Source organism: Lachnospiraceae bacterium JLR.KK002, assembly GCA_036941025.1.
In the GTDB taxonomy this organism is placed as follows: domain Bacteria; phylum Bacillota; class Clostridia; order Lachnospirales; family Lachnospiraceae; genus Petralouisia.
This window is the reverse complement of sequence record JAYMNP010000001.1, coordinates 1,022,094-1,047,591: the sequence shown is the minus strand read 5'-3', so window position 1 is coordinate 1,047,591 and position 25,498 is coordinate 1,022,094. Positions and strand designations below refer to the sequence as shown.

Below are 25,498 nucleotides of genomic sequence, written 5' to 3'. Positions count from 1 at the left end.
CATTTGTGTAAACATTTTTGGAGGAAATTTATGTTACAGCATAAGGATCATTTTCACGGAAGTGATTTGGAAAAAATTGAACAGATTTACGGTATCCGCAAAGAAGAAATTACCAGCTTCAGCGCCAATGTGAACCCTCTGGGGATTTCGCCCCTGCTGCGGGAAACTCTGGCCAGCCATATTGACGCCATCAGCACCTATCCGGACCGGGAATATCTCTCCCTGCGTAAATGTATCGGAGCATATCTGGATACGGATTATGAATCCATTCTCATGGGAAATGGTTCCACGGAGCTGATTTCTCTGTTTATTCAGATTGAACACCCGAAAAAAGCTCTGATTATCGGCCCCACCTATTCAGAATACGAGAGGGAAATTGCACTGGGGGGCGGCACATGCCTTTATTATCCCCTGAAGGAGGAACTGGACTTTAAACTGGATGTGGAACATTTTACTTCTCAGCTCAACGAAAGCATTGATTTTCTGGTTATCTGTAATCCAAATAATCCAACTTCCGGCGCCATTTCCCGCAAAACCATGCGCTGGATTCTGGACGTATGCAAGCAAAACGATATTTTTGTGATGGTGGACGAAACTTATGTGGAATTCGCCGACAACTATGAGGAAATTACCTCTGTTCCCCTCACCGCTTTCTACAATAACATTGTGATTCTGCGGGGAACTTCCAAATTCTTTGCAGCTCCCGGTCTCCGGCTGGGCTATGCGGTAACCGGAAACCGGGACTTTATCAAAGCGGTCAACACCCGGAAGAATCCCTGGACCATTAATTCTCTGGCTGTAATTGCCGGAGAACTTATGTTCCGGGATACCGATTATATTCAGAAGACCAGAAGCCTGATTTCTGCTGAGCGAGCCCGGATTCACCGAATCTTTTCCGAAGATCCCCGGTTCAAAACCTATCCTCCCAGCGGCAATTTTATACTGGTGCGCCTGCTGTCGGATTCCATGACCTCCGGAGAACTGTTCGACCGGGCTATCCGGGAGAAAATGATGATTCGGGACTGCTCCACTTTCCCCTTTCTGGATAACCGTTATATCCGGTTCTGCTTCATGAGCCGGGACATGAATGACAGGCTGGCGGAATGTCTGATGAGGTAATGGTCGTTAAGGGGTATGTAAAAAGCAGGAGAACACATCTCTGTGAATCCTGCTTTTATTCCCGCGGACAATAAACCAACAGACGCCTGCGGGGTATCTGTCTTCAGCACCTGCAAAAATTATGTCCAGATTCAGAACCCTCCTGCAAAATACGCTCTTGCTATCACATAAGACGGCTCAAAATATGCGCTGCAGTTATAGTTATCCAGCACGTCACAGATTTCATGATTATAAACTCGGAAAATTCCTTCCACGTAATCCTCATCCTGCTGGGATGTATCTCTGATCAACCTCTTGTAGACCCTTCCCATCTGTGTGGCAGTGGGCACATGGGATACCAGTTCTTTTTCAACCCTTAACACGTCAAACTCTCCGTCCTGAAGATGATAGGACGCAATCCACTCATCTTCCACAGATAACGGATTTTCTGCATGAAGTACATTTGCAACGCTGATTAAATGATACATTTCATCTTTACCAATTTTATTTACCACATACTTATTTTTCTGATGCAATTTCCTTGCAACACGCTCAATCATATAGCATATAAAATATAAATCATTACTCTCTATCTCTTCATCTGCGAAATAGCGGTTTTTCATAATTTTATGCTCCCTTCAAAGGTCAGAGTATTCAGTGCAGATTCTGTACAGAACACAATTTGATGAGTGGGGTATTTAAACTTTACCAATTCCCAGAATGCTGCTTTTGAAATATTGTTTTCCATAAACTCCTCTACATAATCCCATATCTGATCATCGGCCATCGGCCCCTCCACAATATCATACTGATGTTCTATTCCTCTCCTGCAATTGACAACAAACTGCAGCCATTCTTCTGTCATCTGCTGGAAAATGCATATTTTTAACCTGTCATTTTTTGTATAGGAGTAATGGTTTACAATAGATTCTCCATGTCTTGTCAATGCCCATCGTTTTGCCTGTTTCTCCAGATTCGTACAATAAAACCCGTATCCAAAATCTTTATAATGCCCATTTATCATAATTTCAGGTCTGCTCACGATTACATTGCTTCCATGATAAATTTTATAATTTGTCATGTCGTTCTCCTTTTGCAGATATTGCTACAATAAATCCAATTTTTTCTATACAGACTGAAAACCTGCCAGTTCCTCTACTTCCTCAACAGTAAGACCGGAACCAACAGCTATATCTTCAACAGTGAGCTTTCCCATTTTCAGAAGTCTCTTTGCTGTTTCCACTTTTGCTGCATTTTCAGCCTCTTCTGCCGCCTCATATCTTTCACTTTCCACATATGATTTGATTACTTCTTCCTGGTCATACAGTTCCATCAACATATATTTCCACCTGTTCCTCGCATACTCTGGTAAATGACACATACTGATTTATTATATCTCCATCCCGGCCATCGTATATCATCCTGACTTTTACATCCAGACTAAATCTCCTCCAGAAAACTCCTCTAAAAAACTAATCTCTTCCGGCCTTTTCTCCCTCTCTCCTGTATAAATCACATATAATTCCGGCCGGGGGATTTCCAGTTTTCTGCTTTTATATATGTCCTGTCTGGTTTCCCTGAAATATTCCCGGTATGTCTGTACCAGATACATCAAAGCCCTGAATATAAAACCGTAACATCTTTCAGATCATCTTCTGTGACTTCCATATCCTCCGGATGAATTGCTCTGTATAACTGTATCAGGTTTTTCTTCTTTCCCTTCCAATCATTTCAGCTCCCGTACAGTCCTTTTCCTATAACAATATTACTATTCTAATAATCAGAAATCTTTTCCATCCGGCAGTATTGTCGGATTTTTCTCTATACAGACTGCAAACCTGCCAGTTCCCGGACAACTTCTATTGGAAGGTCGGAAAATTTAGCTATTTTATCCATTGAAAATGTTCCATCTTCCAGCATCCTCTTTGCTGTTTCCATTTTTATTGCATTTTCGGCTTCATATTTCTCACTTTCCACATATGATTTGATTACTTCTTCCTGGTCATACAGTTCCATCAACATATCCAGCACCTCCTGTTCTCTGCTTTCCAGATAATCTTTCAGTACATCTCTGTCCTTGCAAATCCGGATGGTTTCTTTTATGGCTTTCCCTGTCCTTCCATAAATCTCCACCTGTTCCCTGCACACTCTGGTAAACGACACATACTGATTTATTATATCTCCATCCCGGCCATCGTATATCATCCTGACTTTTACATCCAGACAAATCTCCTCTCCTCCAAAAAATTCCTCTGAAAAACTAATCTCTTCCGGCCTTTTCTTCCTCTCTCCTGTATAAATCACATATAATTCCGGCCGGGGGATTTCCAGTTTCCTGCTTTTATATATGTCCTGTCTGGTTTCCCTGAAATATTCCCGGTATGTCTGTACCAGATACATCAAAGCCCTGAATATAATATTGGGCGTCCATGTGGACTGGCATTCTATCAGAATTAATAACCTTCTTCCTACTCTGAACCCCACATCATTATAGATATCATTTACCAGTACATTGCTGACCGTAACATCCTTCAGATCATCTTCTGTGGCCTCCGCATCCTCCGGATGAATTGCTCTGTATAACTGTATCAGGTATTTCTTTTCCCTGAACAGAGATGTAAATACACTGTCCTTTATCGTGTATTTCGACACTTTCTCATTCATCTTTTCTTCTTTCCCTTCCAATCATTTCAACTCCCGTACAGTCCTTTTCCCATAACAATATTATCATGAATTATTTTCATTTTCAATTTCAATTTCCCGGCCGGATTCAGAATTTCCTCCGTTCACAGACAAAAACAGAATGAAACAGGAACCCCTCCCGGCAGGCTCACCATTTCATTCTGTTCTGTAAAATTACCTTATCCTGTTCTGAAATAATCAGAAAACTTTTCCATCCAGCAATATTGCCAGATAATTCAAAAGTATAATTCCGAAAAAGTTAATCAGTATGATTCCCATCCCTTTTAACAGGTCTTTTACGGTCTCTTCGATTTCCCCCTTCATCATTCTTCCCCCTTAATATGTTTTAGAAACGCTGCTGCAGGATACTTCTTCTCCTCCCACAGTAAAGATAGCATATACGCGATAGGTTCCTCTGGTACTTAACGTAAAAGTTTTATTCATAATTTTCCCCCCGGCATTCGCTGATTCCACCCAGGAAGATACCGTATGCCAGGAACTGCCTTCCTTCCGCTGCAGACGCATAACCACATTGATAAAGCATACTTTTTTTGCCGCAACTTCTGCATTACAATAGGCTGTATTTCCCTCAATTTTTAACCCGGCGCTGATTTTTGAGGTATTTACATAATAAGGCTGTGCGATTCCGCCTCCCCCTGCGGCTGTGGGCTGTACACCTGCAGCCCCTGCGGCATAGCTGACCGTGGACAGATTCAGCAGTAAACACAGCACTGCCAACATCATTGATACTTTTCGCTTCATAACATCTCTCCTTCCATTTCTCTTTTGTATAATCTGGTAACAGGCATACTGCTACATTTAATATAACAACCGAGTATGGAAAAATATGACACTTTTTGCCCACTTTTTTATATTTATTTTTCCTGCATAAATCTATGCAAAACAATTCATCTTTTCCATTTATGATTCATCTGCAAGTTCCAGTTTGCCTGCAATTTCTATCAATTCCTGTTTTGAAAAAGGCCCGGACAACACCAAAGTATAAACGCCATTAGAAAGTATCAATGAACCATTTTCTCCATCTTCTGCATAGTAACCGGTAAATCCACCTACCTCCACATCTTTCAATGGTTCTGTGTCAGATGTAATATTTTCTGGTATTTCATCTCCTTGCCAAGTTTGTTGGAAGAATAATACATCTTCTTCATCACTACTATAAAATATATGATATCTTTGCAATTTTTCATCAAATTCTTCCATATCTAATGAATACCCTTCCGGAATCTCCGTCAACTGATACTTCCGAAATGTACCTCTTTCCCCGTCCTCTGCTTCCTCCGGGTTATCTCTCTGAATCTTTACATGGTCGTCATACTGGTCCACATAGTAATTGCACAGCCATCGTATCACTGGTTCCGTGGCAAATGCAGTTCCGCCAAGTACCATGATAATCAGCAGAATAATTGCTGTTCTCCGCTTTCTGGAATGAACGGAGCGATACAGCCCCATAAGAGAATGGCCTTTTTCGTCTCCGGAATTATCTTTCCCTGTTTTCATTTTCCGTAAAATCCGGTGCATTTTCCACCGAAATTTCAGAGAAAACTTATGTTCCGGTATTACCTCCGGACGATTTTCAAATTCTTCTTTTGCAATTTCATCAAATGCCTGTTTTAAGAGCTTGTCCATATCAGCCATTTTTCCCCTCCTTAAATGTATGATGGTAGTTTATCTGTTTCTGAATCTATTCTATCATATATTATAATAACAATCCAGAATATCCTTTCATGACATATTCTGATAAAATAATCAGAAATAGTAAAATAGTAACATTCAAATTCTGATTTCAGACAAAAAGAGGCTCCCAATACCAATAGTATCGGGAGCAAGCTGATATATCAACTGAGGGGAAAGAGTGCTGATATATCGTAGCTATGTATATATAGTATCACTAATATGCGGATTCGTCAAGATGTTGTGTATAATTTTTTATAACAGTTCAGCCATAGCCTGTATTCTGTGCGAATCATGCTGGCATGGAGGGTCAAATACCCCGTTGCTTGCAGTGGGGTATTTGATTCCGGAGATTCAGCTGTTCCAGAGGGGCTGTTTTCCGAAAAGAGCTGTTCAGATATCGCCGAAAAGAAAATCTGCGTTTCTTTTCTCTCAGCAATTCCTGTAACTGATGAACCATCTGTTCCTTTTCTTCTATGGTAATACACTCTTTTTCATACTCGAAAATGTCTGTATCAATACGGTTCAGCAGCTCATACATATTGCGGCAGGGGATATTCCGGTTTCTCTTTCCTGTACACTCCGGTTCTTCTCCCACATAGAACCGATAAAACAGTTCCTGTTCCTGTTCATTCAGGCAGCTCAGCATCATCTCTTTTTCTTCGAGAATTTCTTTTTCTATCAGCCATGCAATGGTAGCTTCTTTCTGATGAGCGGCCAGATATTCCAGACAGCGGTACCGGGCCACAGAGCCAATCCAGTTTTCAAATTCATTTTCCGAATCAAAGCTGTCTATATGATTCCAGACAGAAACAAAGGTATCTGTCAGACATTCCTGCTGCAGGTGAGGAAGCGTGAACAAATGTTTCCGAATAATGGATATCAGGCGTTCTCCATGTTCCAGAACCAGAAATTCCAATGCTTTTTCATTATGAAGCTGTAGCTGTGCGATAAAGTTGTCTTTTCCTATCCTCATAAAAACACCTGCCTTTCTGCCATGGAAGGATTCTGTTTCTTATGTTTTAATTCTATCACAATTATTTTCATTAATTCTTTCTCTAATTCTTAAGTTTTTCTTAAATGATTTTTGGAATTTTCCCCCTGTGCGAGTGCGCATATTATTTTTTATCTTATAGGAAGATACTTTGACGATTTAGCGTGAAAAAGCCTTTCCTGTAGAATAAAAAAGAGAACGGTGGCAAGTTCCGCTCTCTGCTGTTCCTCAGTCCTCCAAATCCTGCTGAATTTCTTCAATCATTACATCAATCTTCCTGTCCCTCTCCTTTGCGTCCTTTTCGTTTATATCATCTGTTCCTGAATCCTTCAAGCATTTTTAAACTTTTTTATAAATATACCGGCTGCATATGTAACCTGTTCTGTATTGATATCATCAAATGAAAAAGCTGCAGCCTGTCCGGCCCGCCAAAGGAAGCAGTTCCATTCATTCTGAACGAAACTGCTCCTTTTTTATCTTCCGGCCGGTCAGAATCCTGGCAGCCCGGCCTTTGCTTTGCTGTAATCTGCCAGAGTTTCCGGCCCTTCCAGTACGTCCCGGCCAATATAGACCATATTATCTTCCCGCACTTTCATACTCCACTTTACCAGGGAAAGAGCTCCGCGCTCCAGCTCCAGCGCGGTAATACAACGGGGATGTACACAGCTTCCGTCATTAAAATAATACCCTTCTCCGGGTTTTGGAAATACCGGCCTGTGGGTATGTCCGGCCACCAGCAGGGTCTCATGCTTCTGTGCCCAGGCTGCCAGCCGCGTTTCGATTCTCTCCATTTTCTGATAGTTTTTGGCCGCGCTGGTGGGATCATTGCCTCCGGCCAGCTCCAGAGGGCGCCAGAGATACCGCACCAGAAAGCGTGTGAGCTTCCAGAGGGTATCGTTCCACAAGTCTCCCTGATGGCCGTGAACCAGAAATAACTCCATTCCGCTGCAGGCGTCCTGCAAACGGATGGCTTCATGCACCTTCATGCCGGGAAACAGCGCCACCTCCTCATTTTCAGCTTCACAATAGTAGGAATTGCATTTGTTTTTAAAATACTTTTCTTTCTCTTTCTTCCGGTCATGATTGCCATACAGCATATACATGCGGTTTTCCTGGTAAAATTTCCCCATCATCCAGAACTGATTGCTGTGTATCCGCACAATCTCCTGTAAATTACGGTTTTCCCACAGCTCATCACCGTCTCCCAGTTCAATATATATAAATTTTCTGCGGTTATAATACTGCAGCGCCGCAAAATACAGGTTCTGGTTGGCCTGAAAATTATCTCCCCAGTTCCCCACGCCTCGATGGCAGTCACTCATAAGCACAATACGGCTTCCCATATGGACTGGAACGCATAAAGCCTCCCCATAGGCTTTATCCAGCCTTCTGGCGGTACGCTTCATAAGCCTTTTTTCTCCCAGGCAATTCTTCCGGTGTTTGTAATCATGGCAAATATTCGGGGATATGCCAGCATCAGATAATTCAGTTTATCCAGGGTTTTGGTGAAATCCCTGGTTACTCTGTGATACGTGTTGCAGTTATGATGATTCTGCCACTGAATCAGTCTCCGAAACAGCCTTCCGTAATGAGAATTCCGGGAACTTTCAGGCTGATACATGGAAAATGCCGCCCGCTGGGCCCAGACATGAATATCCTCCGGCTGATAGCCTGCCTGATAACAGCCTTTCAGAAATGCTTCCAGCATTTCATGATTCCGGAATGTAACGGCAACTTTCATCATCAGTTCTCCCGGCCAGGAAAATTCTCCCAGTTCAAAGCCCGTCAGCCACCAGTGATTTTCCTGTCTCCGGAACACCTGTCTGCCGTTTTTGTAAAGAACCATTTCCATCGGAAGTTCTTCTTCCTCTGACACGCATTCATAAAATACATCTTCCGGATTCTGCTGGCTGCCCCGTTCCCGTTCCACATAGAGCCCGATTTCCGCTCCGGTAGTAATTCCGTACTGGCCTTTCCAGCATTCAATCATCCATCGTTTGTTGTCATATTCAAAATAAATGGGCTCACAGTCGATAATCATATTCATAACAGGAGCCATTTCATCATATATTTTCCCATATCCAAATTTGCGCTGCCAGGCGTCTTTCCTGGAATAAAAAATATCTTTCTGCTGGTCATATACAAAACCAAAAGGCGCCAGTGCCTGATTAAGTTCCGTGAGTTTTTCATAGTCGCTCCTGGTACATACCAGGCGTTTTGCCTTCTGGCAGCACCGGTATCTGTACCATATCCACAGGCATAACAGCAGCAAAACGGCTGTGATAATACCAAAAATAATCCAATTAATATTCAAAACTCTCCAAATCCTTTCTTTTTTTCTAATATATGTCAGAAAGGTTTGGAGAGTTCTTTTGATTATTTTTTCCCGGCCTCTGTTTCAAACAGCTCGTTGGCATATCTTACGGAGCCCATGGCGTCTCCGGAATAAAAATCTGCACCAATCATGTCCGCATAGGTCTGGGTCAGTACTGCGCCTCCCACCATGATTCGGCAGTCCGGCAGCTTTTTTTTCAGCATCCGGATAGTCAGCTCCATATTTGCCACTGTGGTGGTCATCAGAGCACTCAGGCCCACCAGCCTGACCTTATGCTCTCTGGCTGTTTCCAGCACCAGTTCCGGCGAAACGTCTTTTCCAAGATCCAGAACCTGGAAACCATAATTTTCCAGAAGTACCTTCACAATATTTTTTCCGATATCGTGAATATCTCCTTTTACGGTTGCAAGCACAATCGTGCCTTTGGATTCTGAGCTGCCGCCCTGGGACTTCAGATGTTCTTTTACAGCGTCAAATCCTGCCTTCGCTGCCTCCGCACTCATCAGAAGCTGGGGCAGAAACACCGTTTTTTTCTCAAATCCCTGCCCCACCGCGTCCAGGGCAGGAATCAGTTCCTGGTCTATCACTTCCAGCGGCCCTCTGGTTTCCAGCTCTTTGCGGGCTGCCTGTCCGGCGCTTTCTGCAAGTCCTTTCACCACAGCGTCAAACAAGGTAATCTCCCTGTTTTTGGAAGACTGCAATCCGGGCTGGGGCGTCTGGCCGGAATAGCGGCTGATATAGGTCCTGCACTGGCTGTCGCTGCCGTTCAGGGCGCAGAAAGCGTCATAGGCTGACATCATAACGTCGCTGCCTGGATTGATAATTCCGGCGCTGAGCCCCTGGGACAATGCCATGGTAAAAAAGGCTGTATTGACTTTTTCCCGCTGAGGCAGGCCGAAAGAAACATTGGAAACTCCCAGTGTGGTATGGACGCCCAGCACATAACGTACATGACGCAGGGCTTCCAGTGTAATCTTTGCATTGCTCTGTCCGGTGCTGATGGTCATAGTCAGTGTGTCCATCAGCAAATCCTTTTTCCGAAGCCCGTATTTCGCCGCTTCCCGGATGATTCTTTCAGCAATTTCAATTCTGCCCTGCACCGTATCCGGTATACCGGATTCATCCAGCGTCAGACATACCACCATACAGCCATATCTGGCTGCCAGCGGAAATATCGTATCCATGGACTCCCGTTTCCCGTTGACAGAATTCAGAAGAGGCCTGCCATTGTAAAGGCGCAGTGCTGTTTCCATGGCTTTGGGGTCAGAGGTATCAATCTGCAGAGGCAGGTCTGTGATTGCCTGGAGTCCGGGTACCACTTTCCTCATCATCTCCACTTCGTTGATTTCCGGAAGTCCCACATTCACGTCCAGAATATGGGCCCCTCTGTCCTGCTGGCTCAAAGCCTCTTTGTAAATGTATTCCAGGTCCCGTTCCCGCAGTGCCTGTTTGAAGCGGGATTTCCCCGTGGGATTGATACGTTCCCCAATGATTTTCGGATGATCTCCGAACACCACCGCATGGCTGTAGGAGGAAACCACCGAACGGTTTTTATCTGTGATTTTCAGAGGTTCCATTCCTTTGCAGGCCCTTACCAGCTCCCGGATATGTTCCGGTGTGGTGCCGCAGCAGCCTCCCAGGGCGGAAACTCCTTCCTGGGCAATTTCTTTCATAACGGAGGCAAATTCTTCAGGTCCCACATGATAGGAAGTTTTGCCGTCCACCACCACCGGAAGCCCTGCGTTGGGATTTACCACGATAGGAACAGAACATATTTCCCGCAGCTTCGGAAGGAATTTTTTCATCACATCCGGGCCGAAACCGCAGTTCAGCCCCAGTGCGTCCACCCCCAGTCCCTCCAGCATGGCTACTGCGGCCTCCATATCCGCTCCTGTCAGCAGTTTTCCGTTTTCGTCAAACACCATGGTGACTACCACCGGCAGACTGGTATTTTCTTTGGCCGCCAGTACTGCTGCTTTCATCTCATAGGTGTCGTTCATAGTCTCAATCAGGCACAGATCAGCTCCTGCCTGTTCTCCTGCCAGGCACACCGGCCGAAATGCTTTATATGCCTCCTCAAAGGGCAGATCCCCCAGAGGTTTCAGCAGCCTTCCAAGGGAACCGATATCCAGTGCCGCATACGCATTTGTTCTGGTCTCCGTAATGGCCTTCCTGGCCAGACGGACTCCCTTTTCCGTCAGTTCTTCACAGGTATACCCGCTGTCTTTCATTTTAAATGGATTAATCCCAAAGGTATTGGTTTTTATGATGTTGCAGCCGGCTCTCAGATAGCTTTTATGAATCTTTAATATCACATCTTCTCTGGTTACATTCCAGATTTCCGGCAGTTCTCCGGGCTGCAGGCCCTGATCCTGCAGCATGGTTCCCATGGCACCGTCAAAAAATAACAGTTCCGTTTTCAACCGTTCTGTAAAATTCATGCTGTTCCCCTTTCAATTTGTCTGTTTTCAGGTTATTGGGCAATCACCTGACCCCATACCGTTTTTTTCCGTATCACTGCTCCTGCGTCCGCCGGAATTCACAGTCTGTTTTTCCACACTGGCTGCAGTCTGTTCTGTGACAGGATTCCCGTTCCTGGGTAGTCAGCCCGATAATTGCGGTGACCGATTTGGAAGGCAGCATCAGATTCCCCTGCGTCAGCGTAATACCCACCCTCCTGCTGCATTCCAGCATGTTAAAAATGTCTTTCTGATATTCCAGGGCAAAATCTCCGTACCCCGGACTGAATCTGGGCCTCAGATACAGTCCGCGCTTTTCCGCTTCCCGGCGTATGGAATCTTCCACCTCGTCCACATAGCTTTCCATGCAGGCTGCTCCTGCTGCCTGTACAATCACGGCGCCTGCCAGATTTGTCACCGAATACTGCCGAATCATCAAATCTGCAGTCCGGCCAATGGTGGCTGCCAGCAGCACCACCTTTTCACATCCCCTCAGATTCCTGGCCAGATTCCTGCTGGTAATGGTAAGCCCTCCAAAGGAAACGGTGTCGTCCGTGACCCTGCAGTCATATTCCCGGTATATACTTCCGGGGGAACTGTTTTGCTCCAGTTCCGCGCTTATTTTATCCAGAAGTTCCTGTGTCCGGCTGTCAATTTCCTGGCCCCGGTATCCCAGGTAACGTAACGTTTCCGCTCTGTCCGCTCTCATATATTCTGATTCCTTCCGTCTTCCTCATCCTGTTCCGAACTGTAGATTTCAGAAAGATTTCGGAAAATCGCTCCTGCCACATCCGGCTTGTTCATGGTATAAATGTGTATGTTGCTGACTCCATTTGCAATCAAATCAATGATCTGGTCCGTGGCATAGGCAATGCCTGCCTGCTTTAAAGCCGCCGGTTTATCGGCAAACCGTTCCACAATGGCCCGGAACCGGGCAGGCAGCGTGGTTCCCGACAGAGAAGTAATCCGCTTAATCTGGTTCACATTGGTTACCGGCATAATACCTGCAATCACCGGCACCTCAATCCCCTTTTTCAAAGCTCTGTACAGGAAATTATAGAGGATATTGTTATCAAAGAACATCTGAGTGGTGAGAAATTCGCAGCCTGCTTCCACCTTCTGTTTCAGATATCCGATGTCCGCCTCAATGGAATCTGCTTCCGGATGGCCTTCGGGATAACAGGCTCCTCCAATGCAGAAATCTCCGAATGCTTTGATTTCCTCTATCAGCTCGCTGGCATGGTGATACTGATTGGGCAGCGGAAAATCAAGATCCGCCGGGATATCCCCCCGCAGCGCCAGAATATTTTCAATTTTCCTCTCCTGTAATTCTCCCAGAACTTCCTGAATCTTGTCCCGCCCGGAAGAAGCACAGGTCAGATGTGCCAGAGCCAGCACACCGTTTACATTCTGCACTTCATTTGCCAAATCCACCGTATGCTCGCTGATGCCGCCGCTGGCCCCGTAGGTTACGCTCATAAACGCCGGCCTTACCCTGGCCATTTCCCGGACTACCTCATGGGCTTTGGCCAGTTCGGAACCTTTTTTCGGGGGAAACAATTCGCAGCTGATGGTTACTTCTTTTGTTTTTAATAATTCTGAAATTTTCATATTTTATGCCTCTGAATCCTTATAATTTTTTTATATTATAAGGATTTATCCCGTAAAAGTCAAACTGCCTGCCGCATAAAAATTCCTTTTTTCGTCATACTGTTACTGTAAGGAGGGATTTTATGAGTGAAATGGACAGAAAAAAAGACACCCATCCGGTGCCTGACCTGCATGATGAAAATTATGATTATTTAAAAGCAAGTTCTGTCATGGACTGTACCGGCGCAGTGCCGAGGCCGCCGCAGACCAGCGCGGAACTGGATTCCTATCTGGATGTTTACAACTTCCTTCCCCAGTGTGCCTTTGCCCACCCGAATGAAGTGGAAATCGACATGCTGAGCAATAAAAAGGAGCGGGAACAGACAAAATAAATAAGTCTGTATGCAGGGGGTGCCATGTATCCGGACACCCTCTGCCTTTTTCCTTCTTTATTCCGTCTGCTCACCTGCTTCAGCTTCCAGTTCTTCTGTTGGGATTCCGAGGATTTGAAGTTCCACCTTTGCAGCTCTTTTCTGGAAATTAAATTCTTCTTTCCCGTATTTCTCGATTCTTAAAAGATTCATGTACTTGTCAATTGCTACTTTCTTCTGCCCGTTTTCGTTCATCTGTTCCGTTGCCTCCATCCTCCAGTCTCCTTTCCGTTCGTCAGATTTACCTGCCTTTTTCTGCACTTCCGTGTACGCCATCCATATTCAGTTCCGACAGAATAAAAATCAAATACTGTAATCAAACCGGCCGCCCACCCAGGTCTCTTCTCTGGTTCTTACATCATCCCCATAAGCGGACACCGTATCATTGATTTTCCGCAGAAGTTCGTCCCAGGAGGAAGCTGTCACCGTCACAGTATCATCTTTATCTTTCAAAGCGTCTGCACGTTTCTCCTCCGCCCGTTCCTTTTGCTCTTTTGCGTCCGTTTTCTTCCTGTCTTCTCTCCTCTGCTCTGCTTTGTCCTCAATCCGTTTCTTCTGTGCTGCCAGAGATTTGTCAACTACCGCGAAGAAAGAAGCTGTTCCGTCATCATTCACTTTCATGCCGAAGGATTTCACCATATCTGCATTGCTTCCCAAATCACTCTTCATCTGGGCAAACTGAGTGGTTGCGCCCCGCAGTATCTTCTCATATTTTTCACGATACGCCGGGTCTTCAGCCATTTTCTCAATTTTCTCTTCATCAATCAGCACTGTCAGGCTCTTATTGCTGTTTCCGCCGTACTGAGCGGCATTTGCCTGCACTTCTTCTTTCTTATCTTTGCTGACCAGAATAAAATCCATATTGGAAAATTTCTTCTGTAACTGGTCGTAATATTTCTGCGCTTTCTCACTTAACTGAGGATTGCCGATTTCCTTCTGTCCGGTTCTTCCTGTTCTGGCAGTTTCCCTGGGTTTCGCTGCGGCTGCAGCCTGCGCGTACGCATTTCCGATTCCGTTAGTGTTCATATCTGTTTCCTCCCTGAAATAAATCTGTACTCCATGTCACTACTTATATCGGATAAATACGGGAAACGTTTAATCGGCATTTTCCTGAATATTGGGGCAATGCTCCAGAAAATATGCTTCCGCTTCTGCATTCCACAGACCGTCATGTTTCTCCACCAGGGCTTTCAAAGCCGCTCCCAGCTCATCCTGCTCTGAAAATGCCCCCACATCTGTAATGGGATAATTTTTCTGAGAGTAGACAATCTTCTTCCCGCCGGGCAGTTCCGGAATTTTCAGAATAGATTCACACACATCATTGAGCCCCATCACATGAGTGGCAATTTTGGCCAGATTGACCGTTTTCTTCTCAATACAGGCAATGGCGTCTTTCATATCCTGGGTATTGCTTCCGCTGGTGCCCACAAAATGGGTGGCATTATAATGCAGGTTATAAAAATTCATCCGGGCGGAAAATCCGGAATCTGCGGGACCTGCAAAGAAATTCAGGCAGCCGTCCGGTGCCAGCAGAGCTTCTGCTTTTGTCACCATGGATTCCTGCGCCACCATCAGGAAAATATCGTCAAATCCCTGATTTCCAGGCGTCAGAGATTTTAATTCTTCCACAAAATCGCTCTCTCTGGGCGTTAATACATAATGAAGGGAGACGCCGTGTTTCTCTGCTTCCTCCGGAGGATACAGCTTCCGGCTCCGTTCCAGCTTCTCTTTCGTGCTTCCGGTCACCACCAGCACCGAAGGCTTCTTTTCCCCGTGGACGGCGTAATCCACTGCCAGAGAACCCATGGGGCCTGTTCCGCCCAGAATGGCCATGGCGCCTCCCTCCCGGATTCCCATGGTATGGTCATATTCGTTCCGGTCCCTCAGATGGAAATTGGCTTTAAAGCCTGCAATCACACAGGAAAGGGGCTCCACCAGGGCACCCTCAAAAAAGCTCTCTCCCTGGTAGGGAAGGAGACAGCCCTTTTCCATGGCCTCATTCATAATAATAACTTTTGTGGCTTCACCGCCCACATAAGGGAAAGAATATCCAAGAGAAAAGGTATCTGCCCGTCCCAGATTGGGCTGGGCCACAAATTTATCCCCCGGTTTGTAAAGATGCTGCCATTTCTTTCCCACAGCCTCAATCACACCGCAGAATTCATGACCCATAATGACCGGATTCTCCGCCAGGTTATCCGGCAGTTTTTTATGCCGGGCTCCCTGATTCGCCACTTTGTACGTGGACATGCAGAGACTGTCTGTTATAATACGGGCCTGTATTTCATCTTCTCCCATAACCGGAAGTTCAAATTCCTCCAGTCTTAAATCTTTTACTCCATAAATGCGCACTGCTTTTGTCTGCAAACGACTCACCTTTCCTTTCCGGCTCTTTACAAGCTGTTCTGAAACTGTTTTCACTATCATACAGTATAATAAAAATACCGGATTCTGGCAAGCATTCCCGATTAATTGGACAACTCCAGCAAATCTTCCAGCCTCCTTCTGACACACTCCTGCGTCACCTTGAAAATATCAGACAGATATTCCACTTTCCGGTCATAGTTTTCTTCCTCCTCAGACCTGGAAATACTTCCCGCCAGCATTCTGCACACCATCTGAAAAATATCCAGCGGCATTAACATACTTCTGGCAAAATAATCTGCCTCCAAATCCTCCCGGCTGCTGCTTTCTCCCGTATCTTTATGGGCAAATTTCTTTAAATTTCCCCGGTGCAGCATATAGTGGCCGTATTCGTGGGCTGCGATAAACCGGCTCTTTTTCAGTTCCAGCCCCGCCTCGTTTTCCGCATTTACAAATCCTCTGTTGATTACAATCCATTTGTGGCTCTCGGTTCCTTCAATAAACTCTTCCTCGTTGACCGCCAGAAATCCCACCGTTTCCGGGGGAAGATACACCTTCTGTACCAGAAACCCTTCCCGTTTCGCAATGGAAACGATGTCCACGCCTCCGGCCGCTTCCACACCTTTTTCCTGTAAAAGTTCACGTACAGCAGCTTCTATTTTCTTTTTGTCTGCTCTGGAAATATCCTTCCGTTTCTCTCTTTTCGTATATTTTACGCCCGCAGGGCATTTTCTCTGGTAGTTCTGAAATTCAATAATATTGCTTTTCATACCTTACCTCGTCATTTTTTTCTGATAAATCCAGGAATTACCAATAATATGACATACCTCTCTTATCTGCATTTGTAAAATACTGTCGACAAAATTTCACTTTCAACACCGTAAGGGTTTTAACCGTAATTATAAATTCTCCCCTCCATAAAGAAGGATACACTCATCTACAATACTTTCCACCAGTCTGACCTGCCGGGGTGTAAGCCTGTCCAGTTTGTGTGACAACAGCAGCTTATCCTTGTCAATAATGTCACCGGTAAGAAGGTAATCTGTGCTGACGCCCAATGCCTCTGCCATCTTCATCAGATTCTCAGGTCTCATGCCTCTCTTTCCGCTCTCTGCATAAGAAACAAACTGGGTCGTCAGATCACTTTTCTCAGCAAGGGCTTCCTGGGTCAATCCCATGCCCTTCCTCCTCTCCATAATTCTTCTCCCCATTTCCTTCAGGCACAGTTCTACATCCATTATTCTCTCCACCTTTCCTTTTGATGTTAAATTATATCAACAATGTGCCTTGTTTGTAATCCTGTATTGTTGACAAGTTACAACAGTATGATATACTTTATTTGGAAACCTGTCCGTAATTGTCTGCAAAATAAGCAGCCCGCCAAAAATGTTATGATTTTCCTACAATTTAAAAGGAGGTTGGTTTATTATGCCAGACACAATTCTGAAATCCATAAGTGCATGGAAATACCGGTTTGATTTTGCCAGTGATGAAATGCTGTATTCTGTTTCTTTTGAGGGGAATATCCTTCCGGAGGAAATCCGGAATATGCTGGAAACGGTACAGATTCATCCATATCACAGTATGGCCGGAGCCATCCGGACGTATCTCTTACAGCATTGTCTGAAACATTCAGGCTTCGTTTCCTGCGAAATTCCTGCAGACCCCGATAAAACAACAGAATCCGCCGATTCCATCCTGCATTCCGGCACATGCAACATTCTGGACAGGCTGTCCCGGAATGCAGATTTCTATTATGCAGCCGCAGACTGCCGGCAGCATGGCCCGGAACACCAATGCAGAGGCTGCTATCTTGCGGCCAGAAAACTCCCGTCCGACACCGGAACACCCGAATACCATGTGATTGGACAGACATTTTCTTCCGATATACCTGACTTCGACGAACATGGATATTTTGCTATCCGTAAGGGTAAAAACGGCCGAATGTATGATCTGGAACGGTCAGAAGGGGAATCTGTCCTTCCATCCCTTGGCTGTGTGGACGTAGTGGGTCTGCTGCTGCATATCGAAACAGTCCGGACCCGGAAACAGGCAAAAAAGACTGCGGAACGATAAAGCTGCATTTTGCGGCGTCCCCATATAAAAAAGAATGTGTGCAGCGCATATTTGTTTTTATCTTACAGGAAATTCATACACTTTAACACATCGCAGTAACACGGTATTTCCTATAAGACAAAAAACTGCTGCACCGTCGGCTTCTCAACCGCCGGTGCAGCAGCTTTTCCGGATGCAATGCCCCTCGCTGTTCTGCCCTCATCTCATTTTCTCATTATATCGGGAAGTCTCTCAGAATTCTTCATATTCCACGCTTCCGTCCGAATATGTGATTTCATAATACCCGTGTCCGGAACCGTCGCAGTCATAAAATGCCTTTTTCGATACAATCTCTCTTCCGGAACCGCCGGAGGATGATGATTCTTTTGTTCCCACTTTCACGACCTTATGAACCGGTTCTTTTGTGACAGTTTCACTTACCACTTCTCTGGATTCTTCAACTCCGTCCACATAGGTAACTTTATAAGTCACTTCCTTTTGGCCGTTCTCCCCTTTGACACTGACTTCTTCCTGCCCTTTTGCCATGGAGCTGTCGTCTTCATATACCGTTTCGTACTCTGTTTCCTCTGTTTCCACAACTGTGTCAAAGGTCACCCGGTTTACCACAATTTTCATGCCTTCTGTCACTGCTTCGGTGACTGCCGGAGTAACCCGGTCGTCTTTCCCCGGTGTAATATTCAGTTCTTTCAGCACGTCGCCGACGGTTTCCGCCTCCATGTCCTGGCTGTAAGTCTTCCCGTCGCACTGAACCTCAATACTGAAAGAATACGAAACTTTAATTTCCATTCCATCTGTCAGATACTCGTCCAGCGCATAATTCACGTGCTGCTTTTCTCCCAGGGTGATTTTCTCCTGCTCCAGCAGATCGCCGACGGTTCCTCCAACCATCTCCACTTCTCTGGTCTTCCCGTCCATAGAAAGGCTGACGGTATTTTTTCTGGAAATCACAATCTCCTGCGCCTCAGAAACCTTTGTGTCTGAGGCAGGGCTTACCTCATCCCCTTCATTTAATGCAATTTCTCCTTCCTCCAGAGCCTGTTCCACCGTTTTTGAGGAGGAAACCTCCAGCTCTGTCACAACGCCTCCATCATTAATCTGAACGGTCACCTTTCCGCAGGCGCACAGCCCCATCAGAAAAAAGACGGCCAGACCGGACGTCAGTATTTTTTTTATTATTTTCATGGCAGTAATTCTCCTTCTTCTATGTTCTTTCTCTGCACTGACCTGTAAATTCCCTGCTCCTCTGTCAGTATCTCAAGCTCCGCCGGCCAAATCCGTATTTCTTCTTTCTTCATATAGAGTTCATAACTATTTTCTCCGGTATAATAGGGCCTGTAATACGTGTCATTAATCCGTACCACAATGTCTGTCTCATCTCCCAGAAGCTCTTTTTCCACCTTTCCGCTGATTTTATAATAGTTAAAATCATAATCCAGTGACTCCAGGGAAACCGTGGCGCCGGATTTCAGAGTTTCCTCAATCTGTGAAATCTCCGTCTCCATTCCGGAAATAATCGGCGGCATATCAATGTATTCGGAAAGGTTGCGCTCCACTTTCTCAAATATCACCGTATCCGGATGATACTGTTCCATCAGGCTCTCCAGTCCATAGGGAACCTCTTTCGTAAACCAGGCTTTTTCAAACTGGTCTGCAAACAGAGGAAGCAGCGTATTTCCAAAAGAATCACGGAACATAAGCAGTGTGCCGTTTCCGGCTCCGCCCGCCGTTTCAATCCATGGGGCTTCCACGCTTTCCGCCCCGTTGGTACAGGTATATTTCTGCTTTGTATCGTATCTGTAATTGAGTTCTTTCTCACCGTACAGGGTATAGAGCATTCGGTTCAGATCTCCGTCTTCATCTTTTGCCCGTCTCACAGGAGTGTCTCCATAATCTTCATGGACGTATCCCAGCTCATCCATCATGCAGTTGTATGCCAGGACAGCTCCTTTCCCGTTCCAGTGGGAATCCCGTTTTAAATACAGAACCTCGTCTTCCTTCCGAAACAGTTCCGGCAAATCCGCACAGGGAATCTTAAGTTCCCGCAGCTTTGGCGCCAGCAAATCCACATTGTGCACCGAATCTACAATCCAGGAATCATACCAGGGCATATGTTCCCCGTACAATGTATTTTTATTGGGCGGAACTGCCAGAAGAAAATCGCTTCCGGCTTCTTCCACATACTGATGAACCAGAGAAAGATTATGGGCAAGGCTGTATATCTTCCGGTCTGACATCCTGCCGGTTCCCAGATAATCATCCAGCGTGGACGTATAATACAGCCATCCGTCTGTTCCATACGTTACGGTATCCACACTGGAAACCTGGAACAGGGAAGTCTGAATTACCGCATCCGCATAGACCAGTTCATTGCGGAATGCGAAATGCTCATTGAAGTATTCCTCGAATTCCCGGAAAAAATCCCAATTCCAGGAGCCATCCTTCTTTTTCAAATCCGGGAACTCCGACATTGTTCTGTTCTCCGTACTCACCGTTGTGGGATGTACGGTCATCCCTGCCAGCGGCAGCAGACAGACTCCCATGCAGGCCAGGATGAATATCAAATTTTTCTTCATATACATTCTCCTCTCCGCGCAGACATTCACCTGCCGACTTTCCTAAAATCTGAAATAAATAAAGGGATTATAGGAACCTCCTGACAGTCTGATGATACACCACAGAAGCAGTACAAACGCAGCCAGGTACAGCATTGCCTGCACCGCCTTTTCTTTTGCAGTCACTGCAGTCGCTTCCTCCTTTCCGGAAATGTCTCTTAACCGCAGGGTAAGGGGACGGACCGGAGCACATCCAAGTACAGCCGCCAGCAGCATGGCAAGGAAAAAAGGCGTTATCTGCTGACATACAAAGGACATGGAAGCTGCTGAACATGTGAAGCCCGTAAACATTTTTCCAATGAAACAAAAGGCCAGACTTAAGGTGTCTGCCCGAAAGATTACAAATCCCACGGTGACCACCAGCATGGTATACACATGGAGCAGCACACGGGGCACTTTCCTCAGGGATGGTACGAATTCTTCCAGAAAGCTGAAAGCCCCATGGAACAGCCCCCATACCACAAAGGTCCAGTTGGCCCCATGCCAGAGTCCGGTCAGAAAGAATACCGTCATCTTATTGAGTCCTGTCCGCACTTTTCCTTTCCGGTTGCCCCCAAGAGGAATATATACATATTCCTTAAACCATGAGGACAGGGAGATATGCCAGCGGCGCCAGAATTCCCGAATGGTAAGGGAGCCGTAAGGATATTCAAAGTTCTCTCTGAAATGAAAACCGAACATCCGTCCCAGACCGATGGCCATATCGCTGTAGCCGCTGAAATCAAAATAAATCTGCATGGTATAGGCAACTGCCCCAAGCCATGCCCCCAGAATATTCAGGGAAGCCATGTCCTGTGCAAATACCCGGTCCGCAGTCAGGGCCATGGTATTGGCAATTAATACTTTTTTTGCCAGGCCGCAGATAAAGCGTCTCAGCCCCGCGGCAGCTTCCGGCAATTCCACTTTGCGGCTGTCAATTTCCAGGGCAATGTCCCTGTATTTTACAATGGGTCCGGCAATCAGCTGAGGGAAGAACGATATATACAGCAGTACTTTGCTGAATTTCCTCTGTACTTCCACCTGCCCCCGGTATACGTCAATCACATAGGATAATGCCTGAAACGTGAAAAAGGAAATCCCGATGGGCAGTGTTATCTGAGGAACTTTTATATGTACATGCAGCAGGCTGTTTATGGTTGTGATAAAAAATCCGGTATACTTAAATACGCTTAACATCCCGATATTAAGCACAACTGCCCCGGTCAGCACCGCCTTCCGGTTTATTTTTTCCATAAGTACTGCGCACAGGTAGTTGAGGAATGCACTTATCACCATTACAACCACGTAAACCGGCTCGCCAAAAGCATAAAATATCAGGCTGGCCAGAATTAAAAGGGCATTCCTCAGCTTCACGGAAGGGAGCACACTGTGCAGACAAAATACAATCGGAAAAAATATGCATAAAAACACCAATGAACTGAAAACCATTTTTTCTCCTCTGTTCCGAAACTATCTCACATTATCTCATCAGATTTTCACGCGCATCCAGGGTTTTCCGGCTCCGATGGCTCCTTTGTAGCCCTGGTCCGTAGGGGTATCATAGCTGAGGGCAAAGTAGTTATAGACATGATGCCATTTGCTCCATTCCGGGTCATAAATCAGTCCGTCAATTTCAGCCCATCCGTGACCGCCGCTGTTGCAGCAGTATACTTCGTCGTATCCAATGGCCTTTGCCATATATGCAAATGCCGCCGCGTAACTGCAGCAGTTGCCGGCTCCGTTTACAAACATATCATTTGCATAAATCACCGGCCAGTCCATACCAAGATAATGAGGGATTCTCGGCTTGATTTCCAGGTAAGCCTCTTTCACGTAGTCAAAGCAGACTCTCAGTTTTTGTTCTTTCGTCATGCTGTCATTTGTGATACCTGCCACAACCGCCTGCGCTCTCAGCAGCGTTTCCAGGGATTCCGGACTCATTCCTTCCATTGCTTTTCCATTTATATACACGGTGGTTGCGGAAAGTGTCTGTATTTTTTTTGCATTCTGGCTGTAATAACCGGTGCCGGCATTCAGTGTTGCAGTAACCGGTGAGCAGGTTCCTTTATTTACACTGTACATAAGATTTCCGCTGTCCTGATAATATCCTGTGTACACTTTTCCATCCACATACAGAGTATCTTTTGACAGCTTCTGATTTTTTCCTGCTTTATACCCATAATATTGGGTTCCGGCCTTCAGGATTCCGGTTTCCAGGGTACATGTTCCCTTTTTCGCAGTGTACATCCTGTTTTTACTGTTCAGGTAGTACCCGGTGTAAGTTTTTCCTTTGACATATAAGGTTTCTTTTGACAGCTTTCTGGTTTTTCCCGCACTGTAACTGTAATATTTACTTCCTTTTTTCAGGATTCCGGTTTTCAGAGTACGGGTTCCCTTTTTCACACTGTACATCTTCTGTTTGCTGTTCAGATAATTCCCTGTATATGCTTTACCTTTGACATATAAGGTCTCTTTCGACAGCTTCTGTTTCTTCTTATCCTTATAACTGTAATATTTACTTCCTTTTTTCAGGATTCCGGTTTTCAGGGTGGGGGTTCCTTTCTTCACACTGTACATCTTCTGTTTGCTGTTCAGATAATTCCCCGTATACACGTTTCCATCCACATATACAGTCTCTTTCGGAAGCGTGGCCATTCCATTGTCCGGAATGCTGTAATATGCGGTTCCCGCACTCATAATTCTGGTTTCCGGCTCCGGAACTCCGCCTGTTACTGTGTACAGAATTCCGTCGGCGTCCAGATAATATCCGGTATACACCTTTCCTGCAACGTACACTGTCCGGGCAGGCAGGGTTATCATCCCGTTCTCCGGCATACTGTAATATGTACTTCTGGCGTCTACCGTTCCGGTCTTCACTTCTGCTGCTCCGCCGGTCACTGTGTACAGAATTCCATCCACATCCAGATAGTAACCGGTATAAATCTTTCCTCCCACAAATACCGTCTGAGCTGCAAATGTCTTCATTCCGTTCTCCGGCATACTGTAATATGCAGTTCCTGCGCTTACGGTTCCGGTTTTTACCGCCGGTACTCCATTGGCTGCCAGATACAGAATTCCGGCACTGTCCAGATAATAACCGTTATAAAGTACGCCGTCCAGATAAACCTGTCCGTCGCTGCTCACCTGCAGACCGGATGCTGTTTCCTGTCCTGCTTCTGTTCCCGGTTCTGAAGCAGTTTCCGGTTCTGAGCTGATTTCAGTTCCGGTTTCATTCGTCTGTTTCAAATCCGCCTCCGGAATGTCAGATATTCCCCCTTCAGATTCCGGCTGAATTTCTTCCGGTTCTGCGGCCGTCTCCATATCTTCTGCAAAACGGATGTTTTCATCGGCTGCTTCCTCAGTCTGCTGCTTATCCCCAGCCGACTCTTTCCATACGGAGGCCGCAAATGACGGCAATGTGTCTGCAACACTGAGACTTGCCGCCAGTAAACATGCACAGATACGAGCCGCAAATTTCTTTTTCTTCATAAACTTTTCCTTCCTTCTTCATTTTTTATAGCCTGCATGTAAAATTATATCATATTGACGATATAATTCAACAATAAATGATAAAAAACTGAACGCACCTTATGAACTCTTCTAAGGCACGTTCAGTTCTTTTAGTTTTCTGTTTATTTTCCTGGTTTTATTTTTTTCTGATTCTGCTGCCACTTAAACGATTGGGAGTGATGGTTGTCCTCCATCCGTCTGTCCAGTTTGCCATATACATCACGTTTTCATCTTCCAGTATCTCGCACTCAATTTTTCCTGATTTATTGGCAATATCAAGAAGAAGCTGATACAGTTCCAGGTTTGATGTTGTATCATTTTAGTTGACATCTTATACTCAAGGATTTGATGTATAATCAAAGAGAAATAAGGAGGCAACTACAATGGCAAAAAAACAAAGGAAATACGACATGGATTTCAAAATCCAGGCCGTGAAACTGGCAAAAGAAATCGGCGGTGCAAAAGCGGCTGCTGAATTAGGAATTCCCGAAAATACCATGTACGCATGGACAAAAGCAGCCAGGGAAGGACGGCTGGATGCCGGCCCTGGTTCCCATACGCCCCAGACAGCCATGAGTCTCGCAGAGGAACTGACAGTTCTACGCAGACAGGTCAGGGATCAGGAAAAAGAAATCCGCCGTCTGAAAGAGGAAAATGAATTTCTTGAGGAAGCAAGCGCTTTTTTCGCCGCCAGCCGTCGGAAGTCTGTAAAAGGCAGAGAATGATGTTCATTGCTATAAAAACCGAGGACGGCGTTATCAAGGGGAAGATTTCTTTTTACTGCCGGATGTTAAAAGTAACACGGCAGGGGTTTTATAAATATCTGGCAAACAAAGACCGCCCGTGGAAATATCAGGCTTTAGCTGATGCCATGCGGACAATCGTATCAGAGGATGAATGCAACGATGCCTGCGGAAGAATCCGTATGTATCAGGCGCTTCTTCTGAAACAGCCGGAAGGAGTCCGCATTCCCGGCGAAAGAACCGTTTACCGCATCATGAAGGAAACCGGACTCAGCCACCGCCCGAAACGCAAACCGAACGGAATTACCAAAGCTGACCGTGAAGCACGCAAATCGGATGACCTGCTGAAACGGGATTTCAAATCTGCAGAGCCACTGAAAAAATGCGTCACGGACATAACCGAAATCAAGGCAAAAGACGGAAAACTTTATGTATCTGCCATATTTGACTGCTATGATGCTGCAGTCCTCGGGCTGGCGATGGATACAAATATGAAAGCGGTATTATGTAAACGAACCCTTGACAATGCCGTCCACTCGTATCCGGCGCTCAGGGGAGCCATTATCCACTCTGACCGTGGAACGCAGTACACCAGCGAAGCTTACCGGAAAGCAGCTGCCAAATATGGCATCCGCCAGAGCATGAACAGTGCAGGGGGACGCTGCCATGACAATGCCCGGTGTGAGAGCATGTGGGCGAGGATGAAGGAGGAACTCCTCTATGACCGTCATAATACGGAAGAAATGACCATTGAGGAACTAAAGACACTCATCTGGAGATACTTCATCAGCTACTGGAATAACAGGAGGATATGCTCAGCCAATGAGGGACTTCCTCCTATGGTTAAACGACAGAGATATTATGAATCTCTGGGGATTGCAGCTTAGGCGTTCATATCCTTGTAAAAAAAGTGTCAACCAATATTGACAATAT

The 25,498-nt window shown here is 45.6% G+C and carries 27 protein-coding genes; 5 read left to right on the top strand and 22 right to left on the bottom strand.

Features of this window, described 5'->3' with window-relative positions:
- The first annotated feature begins 30 nt into the window (after window positions 1–30).
- Window positions 31–1,119 carry an aminotransferase class I/II-fold pyridoxal phosphate-dependent enzyme gene (locus VSQ32_05015; GenBank protein MEH2942235.1) on the top strand — a complete coding sequence of 363 codons (1,089 nt, stop codon included), beginning with the start codon at window positions 31–33 and terminating at the stop codon, window positions 1,117–1,119.
- 131 nt (window positions 1,120–1,250) lie between these two features.
- Here VSQ32_05015 and VSQ32_05010 read toward each other — a convergent pair whose 3' ends face one another.
- The 13 genes from VSQ32_05010 to metF form a co-directional block, all read right to left on the bottom strand.
- Window positions 1,251–1,721, bottom strand: coding sequence for a hypothetical protein (locus tag VSQ32_05010; GenBank protein ID MEH2942234.1), 471 nt, complete (start codon window positions 1,719–1,721; stop codon window positions 1,251–1,253).
- Window positions 1,718–2,179, bottom strand: a complete 462-nt coding sequence (locus tag VSQ32_05005; GenBank protein ID MEH2942233.1) for a DUF3990 domain-containing protein — start codon at window positions 2,177–2,179, stop codon at window positions 1,718–1,720. The genes VSQ32_05010 and VSQ32_05005 overlap by 4 nt, the downstream gene beginning before the upstream one ends.
- A gap of 45 nt (window positions 2,180–2,224) precedes the next feature.
- Window positions 2,225–2,437: a hypothetical protein gene (locus VSQ32_05000; GenBank protein ID MEH2942232.1), complete on the bottom strand. Its 213-nt coding sequence runs from the start codon at window positions 2,435–2,437 to the stop codon at window positions 2,225–2,227.
- Between the two features lie 482 nt (window positions 2,438–2,919).
- Window positions 2,920–3,783 carry a hypothetical protein gene (locus VSQ32_04995; protein MEH2942231.1) on the bottom strand — a complete coding sequence of 288 codons (864 nt, stop codon included), beginning with the start codon at window positions 3,781–3,783 and terminating at the stop codon, window positions 2,920–2,922.
- A 195-nt stretch (window positions 3,784–3,978) separates the two neighbouring features.
- Window positions 3,979–4,107 (bottom strand): hypothetical protein, encoded by a 129-nt coding sequence (locus VSQ32_04990; GenBank protein MEH2942230.1) that lies wholly within the window; start codon window positions 4,105–4,107, stop codon window positions 3,979–3,981.
- Between the two features lie 9 nt (window positions 4,108–4,116).
- Window positions 4,117–4,542: a hypothetical protein gene (locus tag VSQ32_04985; protein ID MEH2942229.1), complete on the bottom strand. Its 426-nt coding sequence runs from the start codon at window positions 4,540–4,542 to the stop codon at window positions 4,117–4,119.
- 159 nt (window positions 4,543–4,701) lie between these two features.
- Window positions 4,702–5,436, bottom strand: coding sequence for a DUF4367 domain-containing protein (locus VSQ32_04980; GenBank protein ID MEH2942228.1), 735 nt, complete (start codon window positions 5,434–5,436; stop codon window positions 4,702–4,704).
- A 346-nt stretch (window positions 5,437–5,782) separates the two neighbouring features.
- Window positions 5,783–6,448 carry a sigma factor gene (locus tag VSQ32_04975; protein MEH2942227.1) on the bottom strand — a complete coding sequence of 222 codons (666 nt, stop codon included), beginning with the start codon at window positions 6,446–6,448 and terminating at the stop codon, window positions 5,783–5,785.
- Window positions 6,449–6,954: 506 nt separating this feature from the next.
- On the bottom strand, window positions 6,955–7,872 hold the full coding sequence (locus tag VSQ32_04970; GenBank protein ID MEH2942226.1) for a metallophosphoesterase: 918 nt from the start codon (window positions 7,870–7,872) through the stop codon (window positions 6,955–6,957).
- A complete protein-coding gene (locus VSQ32_04965; GenBank protein MEH2942225.1) occupies window positions 7,869–8,780 on the bottom strand; it encodes a DUF4474 domain-containing protein in 912 nt (303 codons plus the stop codon). Before VSQ32_04965 ends, VSQ32_04970 begins: the two co-directional genes overlap by 4 nt.
- 62 nt (window positions 8,781–8,842) lie before the next feature.
- Complete coding sequence (locus VSQ32_04960; GenBank protein MEH2942224.1) at window positions 8,843–11,242, bottom strand: homocysteine S-methyltransferase family protein; 2,400 nt, start codon at window positions 11,240–11,242, stop codon at window positions 8,843–8,845.
- A gap of 73 nt (window positions 11,243–11,315) precedes the next feature.
- Complete coding sequence (locus VSQ32_04955) at window positions 11,316–11,969, bottom strand: Vitamin B12 dependent methionine synthase activation subunit (GenBank protein MEH2942223.1); 654 nt, start codon at window positions 11,967–11,969, stop codon at window positions 11,316–11,318.
- On the bottom strand, window positions 11,966–12,871 hold the full coding sequence (metF, locus tag VSQ32_04950; protein MEH2942222.1) for a methylenetetrahydrofolate reductase [NAD(P)H]: 906 nt from the start codon (window positions 12,869–12,871) through the stop codon (window positions 11,966–11,968). Before metF ends, VSQ32_04955 begins: the two co-directional genes overlap by 4 nt.
- 122 nt (window positions 12,872–12,993) lie before the next feature.
- On the opposite strand from metF, the gene VSQ32_04945 reads away from it, so the two are divergent.
- Window positions 12,994–13,242, top strand: a complete 249-nt coding sequence (locus tag VSQ32_04945; GenBank protein ID MEH2942221.1) for a hypothetical protein — start codon at window positions 12,994–12,996, stop codon at window positions 13,240–13,242.
- A gap of 57 nt (window positions 13,243–13,299) precedes the next feature.
- On the opposite strand, the gene VSQ32_04940 is transcribed toward VSQ32_04945, so the two are convergent.
- From VSQ32_04940 to VSQ32_04920, 5 genes are all read right to left on the bottom strand, one after another.
- Complete coding sequence (locus tag VSQ32_04940; GenBank protein MEH2942220.1) at window positions 13,300–13,557, bottom strand: hypothetical protein; 258 nt, start codon at window positions 13,555–13,557, stop codon at window positions 13,300–13,302.
- 27 nt (window positions 13,558–13,584) lie between these two features.
- Window positions 13,585–14,307: a DUF6033 family protein gene (locus tag VSQ32_04935; GenBank protein MEH2942219.1), complete on the bottom strand. Its 723-nt coding sequence runs from the start codon at window positions 14,305–14,307 to the stop codon at window positions 13,585–13,587.
- Between the two features lie 69 nt (window positions 14,308–14,376).
- A complete protein-coding gene (locus VSQ32_04930; GenBank protein ID MEH2942218.1) occupies window positions 14,377–15,648 on the bottom strand; it encodes a zinc-binding dehydrogenase in 1,272 nt (423 codons plus the stop codon).
- A gap of 101 nt (window positions 15,649–15,749) precedes the next feature.
- The gene (locus VSQ32_04925; protein ID MEH2942217.1) at window positions 15,750–16,415 is read right to left on the bottom strand and encodes an ImmA/IrrE family metallo-endopeptidase; all 666 of its coding nucleotides are present in this window, start codon (window positions 16,413–16,415) and stop codon (window positions 15,750–15,752) included.
- Between the two features lie 129 nt (window positions 16,416–16,544).
- Window positions 16,545–16,883, bottom strand: coding sequence for a helix-turn-helix transcriptional regulator (locus VSQ32_04920; protein ID MEH2942216.1), 339 nt, complete (start codon window positions 16,881–16,883; stop codon window positions 16,545–16,547).
- 190 nt (window positions 16,884–17,073) lie between these two features.
- On the opposite strand from VSQ32_04920, the gene VSQ32_04915 reads away from it, so the two are divergent.
- Window positions 17,074–17,721 carry a hypothetical protein gene (locus VSQ32_04915; GenBank protein MEH2942215.1) on the top strand — a complete coding sequence of 216 codons (648 nt, stop codon included), beginning with the start codon at window positions 17,074–17,076 and terminating at the stop codon, window positions 17,719–17,721.
- 231 nt (window positions 17,722–17,952) lie between these two features.
- Here VSQ32_04915 and VSQ32_04910 read toward each other — a convergent pair whose 3' ends face one another.
- From VSQ32_04910 to VSQ32_04895, 4 genes are all read right to left on the bottom strand, one after another.
- Entirely contained in the window at window positions 17,953–18,903 is a 951-nt protein-coding gene (locus VSQ32_04910) for a ubiquitin-like domain-containing protein (protein ID MEH2942214.1), read from the bottom strand.
- Window positions 18,900–20,294 (bottom strand): hypothetical protein, encoded by a 1,395-nt coding sequence (locus VSQ32_04905; protein MEH2942213.1) that lies wholly within the window; start codon window positions 20,292–20,294, stop codon window positions 18,900–18,902. Before VSQ32_04905 ends, VSQ32_04910 begins: the two co-directional genes overlap by 4 nt.
- Window positions 20,295–20,336: 42 nt before the next feature.
- Window positions 20,337–21,566 (bottom strand): MBOAT family O-acyltransferase, encoded by a 1,230-nt coding sequence (locus tag VSQ32_04900; protein MEH2942212.1) that lies wholly within the window; start codon window positions 21,564–21,566, stop codon window positions 20,337–20,339.
- A 234-nt stretch (window positions 21,567–21,800) separates the two neighbouring features.
- Entirely contained in the window at window positions 21,801–23,801 is a 2,001-nt protein-coding gene (locus tag VSQ32_04895; protein MEH2942211.1) for a hypothetical protein, read from the bottom strand.
- 404 nt (window positions 23,802–24,205) lie between these two features.
- On the opposite strand from VSQ32_04895, the gene VSQ32_04890 reads away from it, so the two are divergent.
- Together VSQ32_04890 and VSQ32_04885 are read left to right on the top strand one after the other, a co-directional pair.
- On the top strand, window positions 24,206–24,547 hold the full coding sequence (locus VSQ32_04890; protein ID MEH2942210.1) for a transposase: 342 nt from the start codon (window positions 24,206–24,208) through the stop codon (window positions 24,545–24,547).
- Complete coding sequence (locus VSQ32_04885; GenBank protein ID MEH2942209.1) at window positions 24,544–25,452, top strand: IS3 family transposase; 909 nt, start codon at window positions 24,544–24,546, stop codon at window positions 25,450–25,452. Before VSQ32_04890 ends, VSQ32_04885 begins: the two co-directional genes overlap by 4 nt.
- Window positions 25,453–25,498 lie beyond the last annotated feature (46 nt).